15 protein-coding genes are annotated in these 18160 nt (G+C 69.1%); 12 read left to right on the top strand and 3 right to left on the bottom strand.

What is annotated here, in order from left to right; translation table 11 throughout:
* Positions 1-104 precede the first annotated feature (104 nt).
* Both OG936_RS12450 and OG936_RS12445 read left to right on the top strand, forming a co-directional pair.
* Positions 105-1538, top strand: coding sequence for an NAD-dependent malic enzyme (locus tag OG936_RS12450; protein WP_406494591.1), 1434 nt, complete (start codon positions 105-107; stop codon positions 1536-1538).
* A 313-nt stretch (positions 1539-1851) separates the two neighbouring features.
* Positions 1852-2133 (top strand): HU family DNA-binding protein, encoded by a 282-nt coding sequence (locus tag OG936_RS12445; protein WP_003968811.1) that lies wholly within the window; start codon positions 1852-1854, stop codon positions 2131-2133.
* A gap of 235 nt (positions 2134-2368) precedes the next feature.
* Here OG936_RS12445 and murA read toward each other — a convergent pair whose 3' ends face one another.
* Positions 2369-3709 (bottom strand): UDP-N-acetylglucosamine 1-carboxyvinyltransferase, encoded by a 1341-nt coding sequence (gene murA / locus OG936_RS12440; RefSeq protein WP_266746489.1) that lies wholly within the window; start codon positions 3707-3709, stop codon positions 2369-2371.
* A gap of 287 nt (positions 3710-3996) precedes the next feature.
* Here murA and OG936_RS12435 point away from each other — a divergent pair, with 287 nt between their 5' ends.
* Positions 3997-4557: a YqgE/AlgH family protein gene (locus OG936_RS12435; protein WP_383759973.1), complete on the top strand. Its 561-nt coding sequence runs from the start codon at positions 3997-3999 to the stop codon at positions 4555-4557.
* A 30-nt stretch (positions 4558-4587) separates the two neighbouring features.
* Complete coding sequence (locus OG936_RS12430; RefSeq protein ID WP_093900254.1) at positions 4588-4881, top strand: DUF3039 domain-containing protein; 294 nt, start codon at positions 4588-4590, stop codon at positions 4879-4881.
* Between the two features lie 40 nt (positions 4882-4921).
* Here the strand turns inward: OG936_RS12430 and OG936_RS12425 are convergent, their stop codons facing one another.
* Positions 4922-6208 carry an RNA-guided endonuclease InsQ/TnpB family protein gene (locus tag OG936_RS12425; protein ID WP_406494589.1) on the bottom strand — a complete coding sequence of 429 codons (1287 nt, stop codon included), beginning with the start codon at positions 6206-6208 and terminating at the stop codon, positions 4922-4924.
* A gap of 411 nt (positions 6209-6619) precedes the next feature.
* Here OG936_RS12425 and OG936_RS12420 point away from each other — a divergent pair, with 411 nt between their 5' ends.
* The 8 genes from OG936_RS12420 (at position 6620) to OG936_RS12385 (ending at position 17014) form a co-directional block, all read left to right on the top strand.
* Positions 6620-8245 carry a beta-N-acetylhexosaminidase gene (locus OG936_RS12420; protein ID WP_406494587.1) on the top strand — a complete coding sequence of 542 codons (1626 nt, stop codon included), beginning with the start codon at positions 6620-6622 and terminating at the stop codon, positions 8243-8245.
* Positions 8246-8566: 321 nt separating this feature from the next.
* Positions 8567-9463 carry an FAD binding domain-containing protein gene (locus OG936_RS12415; protein ID WP_406494585.1) on the top strand — a complete coding sequence of 299 codons (897 nt, stop codon included), beginning with the start codon at positions 8567-8569 and terminating at the stop codon, positions 9461-9463.
* Positions 9460-11331, top strand: a complete 1872-nt coding sequence (locus OG936_RS12410; RefSeq protein WP_406494584.1) for a 2Fe-2S iron-sulfur cluster-binding protein — start codon at positions 9460-9462, stop codon at positions 11329-11331. The genes OG936_RS12415 and OG936_RS12410 overlap by 4 nt, the downstream gene beginning before the upstream one ends.
* Complete coding sequence (locus OG936_RS12405; protein ID WP_406494583.1) at positions 11328-13664, top strand: xanthine dehydrogenase family protein molybdopterin-binding subunit; 2337 nt, start codon at positions 11328-11330, stop codon at positions 13662-13664. The genes OG936_RS12410 and OG936_RS12405 overlap by 4 nt, the downstream gene beginning before the upstream one ends.
* Before the next feature lie 126 nt (positions 13665-13790).
* Positions 13791-14012 (top strand): hypothetical protein, encoded by a 222-nt coding sequence (locus tag OG936_RS12400; protein ID WP_406494582.1) that lies wholly within the window; start codon positions 13791-13793, stop codon positions 14010-14012.
* A gap of 459 nt (positions 14013-14471) precedes the next feature.
* Positions 14472-14633, top strand: a complete 162-nt coding sequence (locus tag OG936_RS12395) for a hypothetical protein (protein ID WP_406494580.1) — start codon at positions 14472-14474, stop codon at positions 14631-14633.
* Positions 14634-14639: 6 nt separating this feature from the next.
* Positions 14640-16442 carry an alpha/beta hydrolase gene (locus tag OG936_RS12390; protein ID WP_406494579.1) on the top strand — a complete coding sequence of 601 codons (1803 nt, stop codon included), beginning with the start codon at positions 14640-14642 and terminating at the stop codon, positions 16440-16442.
* Between the two features lie 92 nt (positions 16443-16534).
* The gene (locus OG936_RS12385) at positions 16535-17014 is read left to right on the top strand and encodes a hypothetical protein (RefSeq protein ID WP_406494578.1); all 480 of its coding nucleotides are present in this window, start codon (positions 16535-16537) and stop codon (positions 17012-17014) included.
* Positions 17015-17380: 366 nt separating this feature from the next.
* Here OG936_RS12385 and OG936_RS12380 read toward each other — a convergent pair whose 3' ends face one another.
* The gene (locus OG936_RS12380) at positions 17381-18085 is read right to left on the bottom strand and encodes an HAD family hydrolase (protein ID WP_406494576.1); all 705 of its coding nucleotides are present in this window, start codon (positions 18083-18085) and stop codon (positions 17381-17383) included.
* Positions 18086-18160 lie beyond the last annotated feature (75 nt).

Here is an 18160-nt window from a genome sequence, read left to right as displayed (position 1 = left end):
CTCATTACCGGCTACCGGCCAGTAGGTGCGACGATCGGGAAGCGTGACCGAGGGAGCGCCCCGGCCGCGCGGCAAAGAAGCTAAGGAAAGCGAAGGACTCGGCCATGGCAACGGCGCCCAGCGTCTCGTACTCGATGACGGTCAGGCTGGAGGTGCCCGCGAGCGGCACAGCGGTCTCCCAGCTCACCACGGCCGTGGAGTCCTCCGGCGGTTCGGTCACCGGCCTCGATGTGACCGCCTCCGGCCACGAGAAGCTGCGGATCGACGTCACCATCGCGGCCACCTCCACCACGCACGCGGACGAGATCGTCGAAAACCTGCGCGGCATCGAGGGTGTTGTGCTGGGCAAGGTCTCCGACCGTACGTTCCTGATGCACCTCGGCGGCAAGATCGAGATGGCGTCCAAGCACCCCATCCGCAACCGTGACGACCTCTCGATGATCTACACCCCGGGTGTGGCCCGGGTCTGCATGGCGATCGCCGAGAACCCCGAGGACGCCCGCCGCCTCACCATCAAGCGCAACGCCGTCGCAGTTGTGACGGACGGTTCCGCGGTGCTCGGCCTCGGCAACATCGGCCCGATGGCCGCCCTCCCGGTGATGGAGGGCAAGGCGGCCCTCTTCAAGCGGTTCGCCGGCATCGACGCCTGGCCGATCTGCCTGGACACCCAGGACACCGACGCCATCGTCGAGATCGTCAAGGCGATCGCCCCCGGCTTCGCGGGCATCAACCTGGAGGACATCTCCGCCCCCCGCTGCTTCGAGATCGAGGCACGGCTGCGCGAGGCCCTCGACATCCCCGTCTTCCACGACGACCAGCACGGCACCGCGATCGTGGTCCTGGCCGCGCTGACCAACGCACTGCGCGTGGTGGGCAAGGGAATCGGGGACGTACGGGTCGTCATGTCCGGCGCCGGCGCGGCCGGTACGGCCATCCTGAAGCTTCTCACTGCCGCGGGCGTCAAGCACGCCGTCGTCGCCGACATCCACGGAGTGGTGCACGCGGGCCGCGAGGACCTCGTCTCCGCCGGCGCCGACTCGCCGCTGCGCTGGATCGCCGACAACACCAACCCCGAGTCCGTCACCGGCACCCTCAAGGAGGCCGTGGTCGGCGCCGACGTCTTCATCGGCGTCTCCGCCCCGAACGTGCTGGACGGCACCGATGTCGCCGCCATGGCGGACGGTGCGATCGTGTTCGCGCTCGCGAACCCGGACCCCGAGGTGGACCCGGCGATCGCCCGCCGGTCGGCGGCAGTTGTCGCCACCGGCCGCTCCGACTTCCCGAACCAGATCAACAACGTGCTGGTCTTCCCGGGTGTCTTCCGCGGTCTGCTGGACGCCCAGTCCCGCACCGTCAACACGGAGATGATGCTCGCCGCGGCGGGCGCCCTCGCCGAGACCGTCGCCGACGACGAACTGAACGCGAACTACATCATCCCGTCGGTCTTCAACGACAGGGTCGCGGGAGCGGTCGCCGGTGCGGTCCGCGACGCGGCGAAGACCGCGGGCGGCGGTGCGGCGGGCGCGGGCTTGGCCTGAGCTACGGCGCGTCGCGGGTCGCGGCGCCCCAAACGCCCCTTTAGGGTGGGCGGGCGGCGCGTCCCGCAGAGCCCCGCATCCACTGCGGACTGCTTTCGGAGAGTCGACGGAACGTCACCACGACGAGGCGAGGGTGCTTTTCGTGTGACTCCGGAGGGTGCCGGATTGGCGTTACCGCCGCAGGTGGGGGCAGGATGCGTAATCGGGCGCGAGGGTCTGACGACAGACCCGGGTCCGGGGACTGTCCAAGGGCCCTGGCAGCATCGGCTTCGATCTCACGCCTCACAGGCAAGAAGAACACGGGAGTAACAACATGAACCGCAGTGAGCTGGTGGCCGCCCTGGCCGACCGCGCCGAGGTGACCCGCAAGGACGCCGACGCCGTGCTGGCCGCCCTCGCCGAGACCGTCGGTGAGATCGTCGCCAAGGGCGACGAGAAGGTCACCATCCCCGGCTTCCTGACCTTCGAGCGCACCCACCGTGCCGCTCGCACCGCTCGCAACCCGCAGACCGGCGACCCGATCAACATCCCGGCCGGCTACAGCGTGAAGGTCTCCGCGGGCTCCAAGCTCAAGGAAGCCGCCAAGGGCAAGTAAGCCCCACAGGCGTGCGGAAGGGCGGTCACCCGACCAGGGTGACTGCCCTTCCGTGTACCGGCGCGAGAGGGCCCGTTCCGGGCCTCTGCCGCCCTTGCCGAGCGGACCCCTCCGGCCTCCGCGCCGTTTCGTGGCCGTCCCGGAAGCCGAACGGGGGCCCGGGACAACGGTCCCGAACCCCCGTCAGCAGCCCTGGGACCGCCCGGCCCGTTTCGGACCGGCCCGCCCGCCCGTCTCAGACCAGCGCGCCGCCCGGCAGTTCCACCTTCGCGCCGAGCTTCTCCAGCTTCTCCATGAAGTTCTCGTAGCCGCGGTTGATCAGGTCGATGCCGTGCACCCGCGACGTGCCCTGCGCCGCCAGCGCGGCGATCAGGTACGAGAAACCACCGCGCAGGTCCGGGATGACCAGATCCGCGCCCTGCAGCTTCGTCGGCCCGGACACGACCGCCGAGTGCAGGAAGTTCCGCTGACCGAAGCGGCAGTCGGAGCCGCCCAGGCACTCGCGGTAGAGCTGGATGTGTGCGCCCATCTGGTTCAGCGCGGAGGTGAAGCCGAGCCGGGACTCGTACACCGTCTCGTGGACGATCGACAGGCCCGAGGCCTGCGTCAGGGCCACGACCAGCGGCTGCTGCCAGTCGGTCTGGAAACCGGGGTGCACGTCCGTCTCCAGGGCGATGGCGTCGAGCGCGCCGCCCGGGTGCCAGAAGCGGATGCCCTCGTCGTCGATCTCGAACGCCCCGCCGACCCGGCGGAAGGTGTTCAGGAACGTCATCATCGAACGCTGCTGTGCGCCCCGTACGTAGATGTTGCCTTCGGTGGCCAGCGCCGCGGACGCCCAGGAGGCCGCCTCCAGACGGTCCGGGATGGCCCGGTGCGTATATCCGTCCAGCCGGTCGACACCGGTGATCCGGATCGTCCGGTCGGTGTCCATCGAGATGATCGCGCCCATCTTCTGCAGTACGCAGATGAGGTCCTCGATCTCCGGCTCCACGGCCGCGTTGGACAGCTCGGTGACGCCCTCGGCGAGCACCGCCGTCAGCAGCACCTGCTCGGTGGAGCCCACCGACGGGTACGGCAGCCGGATCTTCGTGCCGCGCAGTCGCTGCGGGGCCTCCAGGTACTGGCCGTCCGCCCGCTTCTCGATCGTCGCGCCGAACTGCCGCAGCACGTCGAAGTGGAAGTCGATCGGCCGGCCGCCGATGTCGCAGCCGCCGAGCCCGGGAATGAACGCGTGGCCCAGCCGGTGCAGCAGCGGGCCGCAGAAGAGGATCGGGATGCGCGACGAGCCCGCGTGGGCATCGATGTCGGCGACATTGGCGCTCTCGACATGGGTCGGGTCCAGGATCAGCTCGCCCGGTTCGTCACCCGGCCGGACCGTCACACCGTGCAGCTGCAGCAGCCCTCGCACCACCCGCACGTCGCGGATGTCGGGCACGTTGCGCAGCCGGCTCGGCCCGCTGCCGAGCAGCGCGGCGACCATTGCCTTCGGCACCAGGTTCTTGGCGCCTCTGACGCGGATCTCGCCCTCCAGCGGGGTTCCGCCGTGGACAAGCAGGACATCGTCTGTGCCGGTCATGAATCTCGCGTTCCGGAGTGGTCGGGCAGGGGGCCAACCGAAAGGGTAATGGCCCACCGCCCCCCTTCCGTAAGGGGACGGGGGGTACGCGAACGTCATGAATTCGCCACAACACGCTCTGCTGTCCGAGTCTTGCGGAGGGTTACCGTCCGCAAAGCCTTCCGGGCGGTGCGCTCCCCGTGCGTCCGTGCGCCCTGAGCTGCACCCCGAGTCGTGCGCGGACCTTTCGGTGACCGGGTGGCCCGCTTGGTCCCCGTGGAGACCGAAGATGCGGGATCATTTCTGCCATGACCGAGGTGTCCTCGCTCACAGGGCGACTGCTCGTGGCCACACCCGCGCTCGCGGACCCGAATTTCGACCGCGCGGTGGTGCTGCTCCTCGACCACGACGAGGAGGGCTCGCTCGGTGTGGTCCTGAACCGCCCGACGCCCGTCGGCGTCGGTGACATCCTCACGTCCTGGGCCGGTCTGACCGGTGAACCGGGCGTCGTCTTCCAGGGCGGCCCGGTCTCGCTCGATTCTGCGCTCGGCGTGGCCGTCATCCCCGGCGACGAGGGCCCCCTCGGCTGGCGCCGGGTGTACGGGGCGATCGGCCTGGTCGACCTGGAGGCCCCGCCGGAGCTGCTGGCCGCGGCGCTCGGCTCGCTGCGGATCTTCGCCGGATACGCCGGCTGGGGCCCCGGACAGCTGGACAAGGAACTGGCCGAGGGCGCCTGGTACGTCGTCGAGTCCGAGCCCGGTGACGTCTCCTCCCCGCGTCCGGAGCACCTCTGGCGGGCGGTTCTGCGCCGCCAGCGCAGCGAACTGGCGATGATCGCCACCTATCCGGACGACCCTTCGCTGAACTGATGGTCCCGGCCTTCAGTACCCTTGGGGTCCATGAGCACTCTTGAGCCCGAGCGCGGGGCAGGTACGGGCACCCTCGTAGAGCCGACGCCACAGGTGTCGAACGGCGACGGCGACCACGAGCGCTACGCCCATTACGTCCAGAAGGACAAGATCATGGCGAGCGCCCTGGAGGGCACCCCCGTGGTCGCACTGTGCGGCAAGGTCTGGGTACCGGGCCGCGACCCGAAGAAGTATCCGGTCTGTCCCATGTGCAAGGAGATCTACGAGTCCATGGGCGCCGGCGGCGACAAGGACAAGGGCAAGGGCGGCAAGGACAAGAATTGACGATCCTCTCCCGGCTCTGAAGCCGGGAGATTCCCTTTGGCTACCCGAAAGTGGCCGGTTGGGTTTCACGCGTCCGCCTCCGCCGGAGGGCGGGACTCGGCACCAAAGGGTGCCTGCGCGTGCTGTTGTTGACCGAGCCACCCGTCCGGCGGGCTCGGGCCTCGATCTCGACCGAGGCGTTGTGGTCAGCGTCGTCCTCGTGCCCGCAGTGCACGCACGCGAACAGTCGGCCGCAGCCCTTGCGGGACTGCGGATCCGTTCGGCCGCAGGCCGCGCAGGTCTGCGAGGTGTGAAACGGCGGCACCGGCCGCAGTTCGGAGCCGTACAGGCGGCATTTGTATTCCAGTTGCCGCCTGCGTTCACCGGGGCAGTTGTCGAGGATGGATCGGTTGAGTCCGGCCTTCTGCCTTACGCTGCGGCCGGGTTGCTTTGCGGTGCCTTTGGCGCTGGCGGTCATATTCATCACGCGCAGGTCCTCGATACCGACGAAGCCGTGATTTTTGGCGAGATCGGTAGTGAGCTGGTGTGTGAAATTCTGGCGCCGGTTTGCTTCCCGAGTTTTCAGTTTCGCGATCTGCGCGATGGTGCGGCGCAGCCGGTTGCTGTACTTGCCTTGGTTGTGCTTCTGGGCGTAGGTGATCTGGCGGGCTTTGCGCTGCTCCAAGCAATGCAGCCGGGCTCGCTCGTGCTCGGTCAGGCCTGGAGGCTTGATGCGCGGCACAGACTCTGTGGATACATAGGCGGAGGCGGCGACACCGAAGTCGACGCCGCAGCCCGGTCGGCCGTTCGGAGCGGCAGTCTTGGTCCCGGTGGCGACGCCGAAGGCGATGTGCCAGCCGGTCCCGTCCCGAGAGACGGTGGCGTTACGAATTGCACCTCCCACAGTGCGGGAGAGGCGGAAGCGGACCCAGCCAAGTTTCGGCAAGCGCACCTCGGCCCAGTGCCGGTTCAGCTTGCGTGTCTCAATCGCTTGCCCCGGCAGCGGGACAGACAACCGGTGCCCGCGTTTCTTGAACGCCGGGAACCGGGCCGGGTGTACAGAGTTGAAGAAGTTGTCGAACGCCGCGTCCAGTTGCCGCAGCACCTGCTGGCCGGCCTGCGCGGGGAGTTCGGCCAGCCAGGTTAGCTCGCTCTCGGCGCGCGCCTCGGTGAGATACCGGCACTGCTCCACGGCACGGACACTGCGGCCGCGCTGCTCGTATACGTGGACGCGCTGTGCGAGGGCGACATTCCACAGGGCGCGCGCGGTATGCCCCCACCTGGTCAGGACCTGCTCCTGAACGATGGTGGGATACAACCGGTACCGGCGCCCCATGTCTGCTTTCACACCGCAGACCGTACGCATCAGTGCAGGTAACTGCCCTGCCGGAGCACATAATTCACACTCTCGTACCCAATGTCGAACCTGCTTACGAATCTTGAGGCCGGACTGCTGGAGCCCAGAGCGAGAACAGCCACGTCCACAGGCTCATGTGCCTTCCGCCTGAAAGGCCGCCTTCTCCGAGTTGGTCAGCTTGCTCAAGGCGCTCCTCCCGCCGCCTGCGCCAGAAGTGCTTCACCTCCAACCCGAAGGACTGAGAACTGCGCATGAATCGTCGGTAGCGGGTGCCGCTCTTCGCCGATTGACGGGCGAAGGCCCCGGCGCGTGTATCGGCGCTGGTCGGGGACTGCTGCGCGCACTCGCCCGAACAACCAGCCTCACCCGGGATGGCACAAGTTCATCTGAGACGCTGAACCCATGGATCTGATCCCCGCGCCCGTCGCCGTTGAAGGCCTGGCCCCCGATGGTTTCCTGCTGGACCGGAGCACCACGCTTTACGCGGCGCCCGGCACAGAGACCACGGAGCGCTGGCTGCGTTCCATGGTTGGTCCCGCCCTCGGTCTGCAGCTGGTGCCGGGAGATGAAAGGGCCAGGAATTCGGTCGCGCTGCGCATCGACGACGCTCTGGAGCCCGAGGCGTACAGGCTTGGGGTCCGGAGCCAGGGCATTGAGATCCGCGGCGGCAGCGCGGCGGGGGTTTTCTGGGGCGCCCAGACCCTGCGTCAGCTCCTTGGCCCCGACGCTTTCCGCCGCGCGCCTGTCCACTCCAACAAGAAGTGGGTCATCCCCTTCACGGACATCGAGGACGGCCCCCGCTTCCCTTGGCGCGGCATGATGCTCGACGTGGCGCGGCACTTCCTGCCCAAGGACGACGTCCTGCGCTATCTCGACCTCCTCGCCGCGCACAAGCTGAACGTCTTCCACTTCCACCTCACCGACGACCAGGGCTGGCGCATCGAGATCAAGCGCTACCCCCGGCTCACCGAGGTCGGCTCCTGGCGGTCCCGTACCAAGCACGGCCACCGGGCCTCCGAGCTCTGGGACGAGACCCCGCACGGCGGTTACTACACCCAGGACGACATCCGCGAGATCGTCGCGTACGCCACCGAGCGGCATATCCGGGTCGTCCCCGAGATCGACATCCCGGGCCATTCGCAGGCCGCCATCGCCGCGTACCCCGAGCTGGGCAACACCGACGTCATCGACACCACCACCCTCTCCGTCTGGGACACCTGGGGCATCAACGCCAACGTACTCGCCCCCACTGACAACACCCTTCGCTTCTTCGAGGGCGTCCTCGAAGAGGTCCTGGAACTCTTCCCCGCAGCAACCTCGCCGTTCATCCACATCGGCGGCGACGAGTGCCGCAAGGACCAGTGGAAGGAGTCCCCGGCCGCCCAGGCCCGGATCGACGAATTCGGCCTGGCCAACGAGGACGAGCTGCAGTCCTGGGTCATCCGGCACTTCGACACCTGGCTCACCGCCCGCGGCCGCCGGCTCATCGGCTGGGACGAGATCCTCGAAGGCGGCCTCCCGGCGGGCGCCGCCGTGTCGTCCTGGCGCGGATACCGGGGAGGTGTCACGGCCGCCGAGGCCGGCCATGACGTCGTGATGTGCCCGGAACAGCACGTCTACCTGGACCACCGTCAAGGCGGCGGCCCCGACGAACCGATGCCCATCGGCTTCATCCGCACCCTGGAGGACGTCTACCGCTTCGAACCCGTACCGGCGGGCCTCTCCGAGGAGGCGGTCCATCACATCCTCGGCACCCAGGCCAATGTCTGGACCGAGGTCATGCAGAACCGGTCCCGTGTCGACTACCAGGTCTTCCCGCGCCTCGCCGCGTTCGCCGAGGTCGCCTGGTCGCCCCTGCCCGCCTCCGCCGACCGGGACTTCACGGAATTCGAACGGCGAATGACCGTGCACTATGCCCGACTTGACGCCCTCGGCGTCGACTACCGGCCGCCGAGCGGCCCGTTGCCCCGGCAGCAGCGTCCCGGCGTCCTCGGACGCCCCCTTGAGGGGCCGTCCACGAACGTGTGATTCCGCCCGCGCTCCGGGTCCGGCCGGCCCGCTCGCCGGGAGCGGGCCGGCCGACGGTCATGGTCCGCGACGGCCATCCGCACACGCACAGCCGGAACCGAACAACCCTCCCAGGGCTCGCCGAAGAGTGGCAATGCGCACTCCGCGCCGAAGGCAGGGCGAATCAGGATCAACCCCCTGGTAGGGGACGGATATGCCCTTCGTGGACCCTCGCGTCGGTCCGATCGGAAGATGTGCCAGAGTTGCCACGTCCAGGCTTTGAGCACGTACCGTACGGCGAAACAAGCCGGACAGCCGGGACACCGGGAAGGGGCAGCTGGGTTGACCATGCACGCACCGCAGGCGACGCAGTCCGTGACGCTGCCGGCCTCGCTCGACGAGGCCGTGGCGGCACTCGGCGTGATGCCTGCAGCCGTTCCCGTGGCGGGTGGGACGGACCTGATGGCGGCCGTCAACAAGGGGCTGCTGCGCCCCTCGGGACTGGTCGGCCTCGGCCGGATCAGCGAGCTGCGCGGCTGGCACTACCAGGACGGTCACGCCCTGCTCGGCGCCGGACTCACCCACGCTCGCATGGGGCGGCCCGACTTCGCCGCCCTCATCCCCGCCCTGGCCGCGTCCGCGCGCGCCGCGGGCCCGCCCCAGATCCGTAACGCCGGAACGCTCGGCGGCAACATCGCCACCGCGGCCCCGACCGGCGACGCCCTGCCGGTGCTTGCCGCCCTGGAGGCCGAACTCGTCATCGCGGGCCCGGGCGGCGCCCGCCGCGAGATCCCGGTCTCGCACCTGCTGGCCGGCCGCGACATGCTCGAACCCGCCGAACTGATCGGCTTCGTCCGCGTACCGCTGCTGCACGCCCCCCAGGTCTTCCTGAAGGCCACCGGCCGTACCGGTCCCGGCCGCGCCACCGCGTCCGTCGCGATCGTGCTCGACCCGGCCCGGCGCGGGGTGCGCTGCGCGGTCGGTGCCATCGCGCCGATGCCGCTGCGGCCGCTGGAGGCCGAACGCTGGATCGCCTCGCTGATCGACTGGGACGGCGAACGGGGCCTGGCCTCCGACGCGCTGGCCGCCTTCGGCGAGTACGTCGCCGCGGCCTGCATCCCGGACGAGGCACCGCCCGCCGACGGGGGAGAGGCACCACCGCTGCCCCCCGCCGTACTGCATCTGCGGCGCACCGTCGCCGCGCTGGCCCGACGCGCGCTGGGGAGGGCACTGTCGTGAGCAACGAGGACCACAAGGAACAGCACGGGCAGCGGGAGCAGCCGCAGCACGGGGGCTGGCAGCCGACGCCGCAGGGCGGCGAGTACGATACCGAGGCGACCGCCTTCGTCCACCTGCCGCCGGAGGACCTGGCGAACATCCCGCTGGCCGCGCCCGGCCAGGGCTATGTACCGCCGATGATCGTGCCGCTGACACCCGCGGCCGGTCTCGACCCGTCGGCCACGGGCAGCTGGGTCGTACAGACGCAGAGCCAGCAGGAGCGGGCCGCGGAACCGGAGCAGCCGGCCCCCGGCGCGGTGCACTGGCCGGACCCGAACCAGCAGCAGACGCAGTACGGGTACGAGTACCCGCAGCAGGAGCAGTACCGGGAGACACCGGACGCGACGGGCCAGTGGAACTTCACGGAGCCCACCGAGTTCGCCCAGCAGGCCGACCACACCGCCCACGTCGACCACGGCGTACAGCCCGACCACGGCGGTCACACCGATCACACCAGCCACACCGACCACGGCATACAGCCCGACCATGGCGGTCACGCCGATCACGCCGATCACGCCGATCACGCCGATCACGCCGATCACGCCGATCACGCCGGTCACGCCGGTCACACCGGCCAGTGGACGATTCCGGTCGCCGACGGTGATCTCCCGGAGGAATCCGGCGAGTTCGCCGCCTCGGCGCTGGCCTCCCAGTGGTACGCGGACCGGACTCCACCGGCCACGCTGCCGGGCGGTGCGCCCGCACCGTGGGCGACACAGCAGCCGGTCGCGGAACCCGAGCCCGAGCCGACGGTGGAGCCGGCTCCCGGAGCGGACATCGAGCCGGAGCACGCGCCGGGAGCCGATTTCGCGCCTGCCATGGAGCCCGTGGCGGAGCTCTCCGAGGCGTATTCCCCGTTGCTTTCCGAGACGCCCTCCGTGGCGTCCTCCGTGGCGTACGAGGCACCGGCACCGGAGACGTCCGCCGAGGACGGCCCCGTACCGGCGGCCGGAGACGCCGGAGACGCAGGAGACGCGGGAGGCACCCCCGTTCTCGAAGCGGACCTCGCGCAGGCCCCGGCCCCCCACACCGCCGTACCGGACGACGCTCCGGCCGAGCATCCTGCCGAGCAGTCGCCGACCGACACACCACTGCCGAACGCTCCGCTGGAAACCCCGCCACTCGAAGCCGAGCTCCCCGAAGGGCAACTCCCCGAGTCCCGGCCCTCCGAGTCCCAGTCCCTCGAAGTCCAGCCGTCCGACATCCTGCCCGTCGTTCTCCCCAGCGAGCACCCGGCCGCCTCCTACGTCCTGCATGTGAACGGCGCCGACCGCCCCGTCGCCGATGCCTGGATCGGCGAGTCGCTCCTCTACGTGCTGCGCGAGCGCCTCGGCCTCGCCGGTGCCAAGGACGGCTGCTCGCAGGGTGAGTGCGGTGCCTGCAACGTCCAGGTGGACGGCCGGCTGGTCGCCTCCTGTCTGGTCCCGGCGGCGACCGCGGCCGGCAGCGAGGTCCGTACGGTCGAGGGCCTGGCCGTGGACGGCGAGCCGTCCGACGTCCAGCGCGCCCTCGCCAAGTGCGGAGCCGTCCAGTGCGGTTTCTGCATCCCCGGCATGGCGATGACCGTCCACGATCTGCTGGAGGGAAACCACGCCCCCAGCGAACTGGAGACGCGCCAGGCGCTCTGCGGCAACCTCTGCCGCTGCTCAGGCTACCGAGGTGTCCTCGAAGCCGTGAACGAGGTCATCGCGGGCCGCGAGGCAAGCGCCGACCCGGCAGCCTCGTCGGACTCCTCGTCCCCGGAGTCCGACGAGGCCCGCATTCCCCACCAGGCGGCCCCGGGCGCCGGCCGGGTTCAGCCGCACTCGCAGGACGGAGGCATGGCGTGAGCAACGACGCGGCCACCGCGGCCAACGCGACCAGCACACGGATCACCACCCCGGCGTCCGACGGACCCGACGCCGAGCCGACCGCGCTCGGCCTGGGCGTCTCCCTCCTGCCCGCCGACGCGCGTGCGAAGACCGAGGGCACCTTCCCGTACGCCGCCGATCTCTGGGCCGAGGGCCTGCTGTGGGCAGCCGTACTCCGTTCCCCGCACCCGCACGCCCGCATCCTGTCCATCGACACCTCGGGCGCCGTCGAGATGCCGGGGGTACGGGCCGTCGTCACGCACGAGGACGTCCCCGGGGAGGGCGCGTACGGGCGCAAGGTCGTCGACCGCCCGGTCTTCGCCTCCGACCTGGTCCGCCACCACGGTGAGCCGATCGCCGCGGTCGCCGCCGACCACCCCGACACGGCACGTCTCGCCGCCGCGGCCATCGCCGTCGAGTACGAGGTGCTCGAACCGGTCACGGACCCGGAGAAGGCCTTCGCCGCCGAACCGCTGCACCCCGACGGCAATCTGATCCGCCACATCCCGCTGCGTTACGGCGACCCGGAGGCCACCGGCGAGGTCGTCGTCGAGGGCCTCTACCGCATCGGCCGCCAGGACCCGGCCCCGATCGGCGCCGAGGCCGGGCTCGCCGTGCCCCGCCCCGACGGCGGCGTGGAGATCTACACGGCCTCCACCGACCCGCACACCGACCGCGATCTCGCCGCCGCCTGCTTCGGCCTCGAACCGGACCGGGTGAAGGTCGTCGTCACCGGAGTCCCCGGTGCCACCGGCGACCGCGAGGATCCCGGCTTCCAGCTGCCGCTGGGACTGCTCGCGCTGCGTACCGGCTGCCCGGTCAAAGTGGTCGCCACCCGCGAGGAGTCCTTCCTCGGCCACGCCCACCGCCACCCCACGCTCCTGCGCTACCGCCACCACGCGGACGCCGAGGGCCGGCTGGTGAAGGTCGAGGCGCAGATCCTGCTCGACGCGGGCGCGTACGCCGACGCCTCGTCCGAGTCGCTGGCCGCAGCGGTCGCGTTCGCCTGCGGCCCGTACGTCGTCCCGCACGCCTTCATCGAGGGCTGGGCGGTGCGTACGAACAACCCGCCGTCGGGCCATGTGCGCGGCGAGGGCGCGATGCAGGTCTGCGCGGCGTACGAGGGCCAGATGGACAAGCTGGCCGCCAAGCTCGGCATCGACCCGGCCGAGCTGCGCCTGCGCAACGCCCTGTCCACCGGCGACATCCTGCCCACGGGCCAGACGGTGACCTGCCCGGCGCCGGTGTCCGAACTGCTCACCGCCGTAAGGGACTTCCCGCTCCCGTCCCTCCCCAAGGACGCCCCGGAGGACGACTGGCTGCTTCCCGGCGGCCCGGAGGGCGCGGGCGAACCCGGCGCGGTGCGCCGAGGCGTCGGCTACGCGCTCGGCATGGTCCACATGCTCGGCGCGGAGGGCACCGACGAGGTTTCGACGGCCACGGTCCGGGTCCACGACGGCATCGCCACGGTCATCTGCGCCGCGGTCGAGACGGGCCAGGGCTTCTCGACCCTCGCCCGCCAGGTGGTTCAGGAGACGCTGGGCATCGAAGAGGTCCACGTGGCGTCCGTCGACACCGACCAGCCCCCGGCGGGCCCGGCGACGCACGGCCGCCACACCTGGGTCTCGGCCGGAGCGGTGGAACGCGCGGCCAAGATGGTCCGTACGCAGCTGCTCCAGCCCCTGGCCCACCAGTTCGGCATGTCCACGGAGCTGCTGCAGATCTCCGGCGGCAGGATCACCTCGTACGACGGGGTGCTGTCCACGACGGTCACGGAGGCGATGGACGGCAAGGAACTCTGGGCCACCGCCCAGTGCCGCCCCCACCCGACCGAACCCCTGGACGAGTCGGGCCAGGGCGACGCCTTCGTCGGCCTCGCCTTCTGCGCGATCCGCGCGGTGGTGGACGTTGACATCGAACTCGGCTCCGTACGGGTCGTGGAGATGGCGGTCGCCCAGGACGTCGGCCGGGTCCTCAACCCGTCCCAGCTCGCGACCCGCATCGAGGCGGGCATCACCCAGGGCATCGGCGCCGCCCTCACCGAGAACCTCCGCAGCGCCCGCGGCCTGATCCGTCACCCGGACCTCACCGGCTACGCGCTCCCGACCGCCCTGGACGCCCCGGACATTCGCATCGTCGAACTCGTCGAAGAACGCGACGTGGTGGCCCCCTTCGGCGCCAAGCCCGCCTCGGCGATCCCCGTGGTCACCTCCCCGGCAGCCGTAGCCGCAGCCGTACGATCCGCCACCGGCCGCCCGATCAACCGCCTCCCCATCCGACCCCAGGCGGCGGTGGCGACCCCCAAGTCCTGAGCCCTGCACGGATGGTGTGCTCCGGGTTGCGGACGCAACCCTGGGGGCGCTGTGTTACCGATGCTGGCTACAGTGATCGCTCCGCGCTGTAGCCAGCATCAGTGGGTCGAGGCGGCTTCGCTGTTCATGTCGTACCGGACGGTGATCACGGAGCTGGAGTCGCTCTCCAAGCTGCTCGCGTTGCCCGCGCATTACCGCCGCCGCGTCGATCAGCCGTTCGGGAAGGCGTATGAGCTCCGGCGCTCGGTGAGCGAACCCTGGCGGATGGTGGTCAACAGGAAGGCGAAGCCCGAGGTACGGGCGTCAACTTGCGAGCAAGTACGGATACGGAGACTTGCGGACTCTTGATCCGAGGGCGATCGCTCTTGTGTGCCCTGCCCAGCAGGTGCTACGTCCGCGGAGTCATATCTGGCGGTGAGTACTCTTCGCGCTTGCACACCATGTGGGGTGACCAGTTAGCGTCACCCGGACGGCGATAGAAGCGCGTTGGGGAAGACTCGGGGGATTGTGGCTGTGCAGTATTCGGACCGGTGGCAGGAATTGCTCGATCTCGCGGATCGGCCCAGGACTGTGACAGCCGATGGGGCAACGGCGCGTATGGCACTGGCCTCTGCTGATCCCGATCGTTCGGGAGGCTCGTCCACGCCTGCGGTTGAGGGCGGTGGGGAAGGCCTGAAGCACAGTGATGGGCCTTGGACCAGCGCGTCCGGTGCTGCGGGCACCTTGCGGACCAACACGGCACTGAGTCGCAATCGTCTCGGCACCGCGCGCGAGGGTGTTGCTTCCGGGGCGAAAGGACTCTCGTCCTTGACAGCGATGACGGCGGTACGGGAGTCCTGGGAGGAGCGGCTTGCCAGTGTGCGGGACGAATGCGGGTTCCTGGAGGGAGCGTTGTCGAAGGTCGCAAAGGAGATGGGCGAGACCGAGACCGCGGTGAAGAACTCTTTCGGTGCGATGAAAAAAGGGTGATCGCCGGTGACCGGCACGACGCTGACCTGGCAGCTGTTGCGGGACCTGAAGCCATTGGTGTTCGAGGACGCCGGTGACGGCTGGAACGAGGTCTCGGGCCGGGCTGATTCCGATCGGGCAACGACCGACAGGGCGATGACGGCGAAACTGCGTGAGACGCAGAAGAGCGAGTCGGCGGGGGCCGCCATCAAGCGGTTGGAGCGGCTGAGCCGAAATTTCCAGTACGTGCATACTGAGGCCGGCCTGATCCGGACGACACTCAACGGCCTCGCCTCAGAACTCGCCGGTCCGCAGAAGCAGCTCATGCAGGCTCTGGAGGACGCGGAGAACCTGAAGTTCACCGTTCACGCAGACGGCTCGGTGAGCTATCCGGCAGCGGCCGGCGAGACACTTCTCGGGGAGAAGGAAGCCCCGGGAGGGTCCGCCCGGGGCAGCGCACGGCTCCCGCTGGAAGCGCCGGGACCGGGTGAGCAGCCCGGGTTCCCTGGAGGGCGCTTCGACCCCAACCCGAATGCCACGAAGGCTCAGGGCATCGCGGACAATATCGCGCGGGCGGTACGGACCGCTGCAGAGATCGATGGCCGGTACGCGGAGGCCCTGGGCAAGCTCAAAGCAGCCAAGGGGCTCGATGTCACCACGGCAACGCTGGAGGACGTACACCACGACACGGCTGCGGTGCGTTCCACCGCTGACACGTATCTGAGGCACGGCGTTCCGCAGGACAAGCCGCCTGCCGAGCGCAAGGAGTGGTGGGACGGTCTGACCGAGGAGCAGCGGCAGGAGTACCTTGAGGTCGCTCCGGACCTCGTCGGGAACCTCGACGGCATTCCGGCTGTGGCGCGGGACGAGGCGAACCGGAACTATCTTCCGGTGCTCATCGACACGTTGGAGCGGCAGGGCGGCGCAGATGCCCAGACCAAGCTTGAGGCGCTCCGGGGGATCCAGACCAAGCTCAGTGAGCCCTCCAAGGTGCCGATGTACCTGCTGGGCATTGGCGACGAGGGCAATGGTCGAGCCATTGTGGCGTACGGGAATCCGGATACCTCGCGCAATGTCTCTGCGTATGTACCGGGATTCCAGACCAAGTTGGACAAAGACTTCGTCGATGACACCTTGAAGCGAGGAATGGACACCGCGAAGGGGGCGCGAAAGTTTGACTCGTCCAGTGCGGCCATTGTCTGGCTCGGCTACGACGCCCCGCAGGATGTCGATGTCATGGGCGCGGGCGATGCTGAGCAAGGTGCCCCCGCCTACAACAGCTTCATGGACGGTCTGCAGGTAACCAACGAGAACAAGGACCCGCACCTGACAGCGATTGGGCACTCCTACGGATCGTTCACCGTCGGAACGGCGGCGCACCGGGACGGTGGTATTCCGGGCGCGGATGACATCATCCTTCTCGGCAGCCCTGGTACCGGTGTCGACAAGGCCGAGGATCTCGGTGTCGGCAAGGACCATGTGTTCGTCGGAGCGGCGGGGAATGATCCGGTGACCAAGTTCCCTTCGAAACAGCAGGCCGTGGCGGGCTTCATGGGGCTATTAGTTGGAGGGCCACCGGCTGCGTACATGGTCGGGGACATCGCCGACCAGGGTGACGACGACCTCTACTTTGGCAAGGATCCGGCCAGCGAGGCCTTCGGCGCGAGGCGCTTCAAGGTCGACGACGGGCCTCGTCCCATCCTTGATCTGGGTGGATTCGATGCCCATTCTCAATACTTCACACCAGAGAAAGATGACGTGTCCGCGCGGAATATTGCCCAGATCGTCGCGGGGAAGTCTGAAGACATTGAGACGGAGGAATGGCGGTGAGCCGATTGGTGAAGTGGGCTGCACCCGTTGCCTCGGTAGTTATATTGCTCGCTGGATGTGGAATCCTGGAGAAGAAGGGAGTCGCGACGGCCATGAACATGCAAGAAGCGGCGGAGCACGCGGATAAAATGCTGGATGCGACCATCGGAGCCATCAGGCCGGAGGTCCAGTGGGCCCATGACGATACATCAACTGGAAGCTGTGACGTGAGCCGCATTCGGACAGTGATGACAGTTATTTCCGAGCAGCGGCGTGGAAACTTCCTCGGAATGGTCGAGCGGTTCTGGAAGAAGAGCGGCTATAAGATCCATTCAGTGAATTCGAGTAGGAAATTTCCAGCCATCTTCGCCAGGACACCCGACGGATTCGGTATCAATTTGTCCATTGCGGACAAGGGGCAGGCGCACTTCGAGGTCAACAGCCCCTGTGTCGAGAAGTCCGAGGTCGCCGCCCCCACCACCCAGCCCAACGGCCCCGCCTACGAAGGCGTGGAGATTCCTCGTCCCAACGTGCACTCCGACTTTTGGTCGGTAGAAACTCCGCTTCCTTCGTCGACTCCGAGCCCCGGCTGACGTTGACACGTTGCGATCCACACTGTTGATGCATCGAGGATGCTCTCGTGCTGCTCGAACGGTCACTTGAATCCATCCGGGTACGCGTTTCCCCGCCACGGTTGCGGAGGCGCACTGCGGCCGGCCCGACCTTCTGCCGGTCCGGAGCAGGGGAGCCGCAGGCCCGCCAACCTCCGGGTGTAAGCACCGACTCACCCCTCCTCCGGGGCCAACTGCGCCATCACCAAGGCGCCCTTCCTCGCGGCACCGTAATCGGTGGCGAGGGAACCCATTCCGGCCGCGGGCCAATGGCGCACGGCAGGGGTACGGGCGGCGTCGGTGGCGGCCGGAATGGCATCGGGCGCGACCGCAGCCCCGAGTAGTTGCTCACCGCTGCACGCCATCTGGCGGTGTAGCTGTACGAGAGCAGGGCCTCGTCGGCACGGTCAGCGCGGAGAGCAGTGCCAGGTCGGCCTGTTCGAGGCTGTCCAGCAGGGTGATCCGGTCGGCCCTGGCGATCGGCACGGTGGAGGGAACAGCCAGCACCGAGCAGCCGGCGGCGCGCGCGGAGGCGACCCCGGTCGGAGTGTCCTCGACGGCCACGCAGGCGGCAGGGTCCAGCCCGAGTCGATCGGTGGCGGCCAGGTAGGGGGCGGGGTCGGGCTTGGTGCGCTCGGTGTCCTCGGCGGCGAGGGTGACGGTGAACCAGTGATCGCCGAGGCTGCCGAGGACCAGGTCTACTACGCGGCGGGGGGAGGCCGAGACCAGCGCGGTAGGCACGCCGGCGTCGCTCAGTTCGGCGAGCAGCGCCAGTGCGCCGGGCCGGGGGACGACCTCGGCGGCGACCTTGCTGCTGAACGCGTCGTTGAGGAGTTCAGCCAAGGCATCCACAGTGAAACTGGTCCGGGTCATGCGGTACAGGTGGGCGGCAGTGTGGTCGACGGCGCGGCCGAGCACCTCGGGCAGGTCCTCCTCGGTGAGGGTGTGGCCTAGGCCGGCGGCGAGTTCGGCGGTGGTCTGGAGCCAGAGGTGCTCGGTGTCGACCAGCGTGCCGTCCATGTCGAACAGGACGGCGGCGGGGAGTGCAGGCACGGCAGTCCTACCTTTTTGTCGTGGGTTGACTGATCACTCGTAAGGTCGGTGGCCCCGGGGCTCCATGGCCGGCAT

The sequence above is a fragment of the Streptomyces sp. NBC_00846 genome (assembly GCF_045207325.1).
GTDB lineage: Bacteria > Actinomycetota > Actinomycetes > Streptomycetales > Streptomycetaceae > Streptomyces.
The sequence above is the reverse complement of the archived record's forward strand: the minus strand, read 5'-3'. Positions and strand labels throughout refer to the sequence as shown.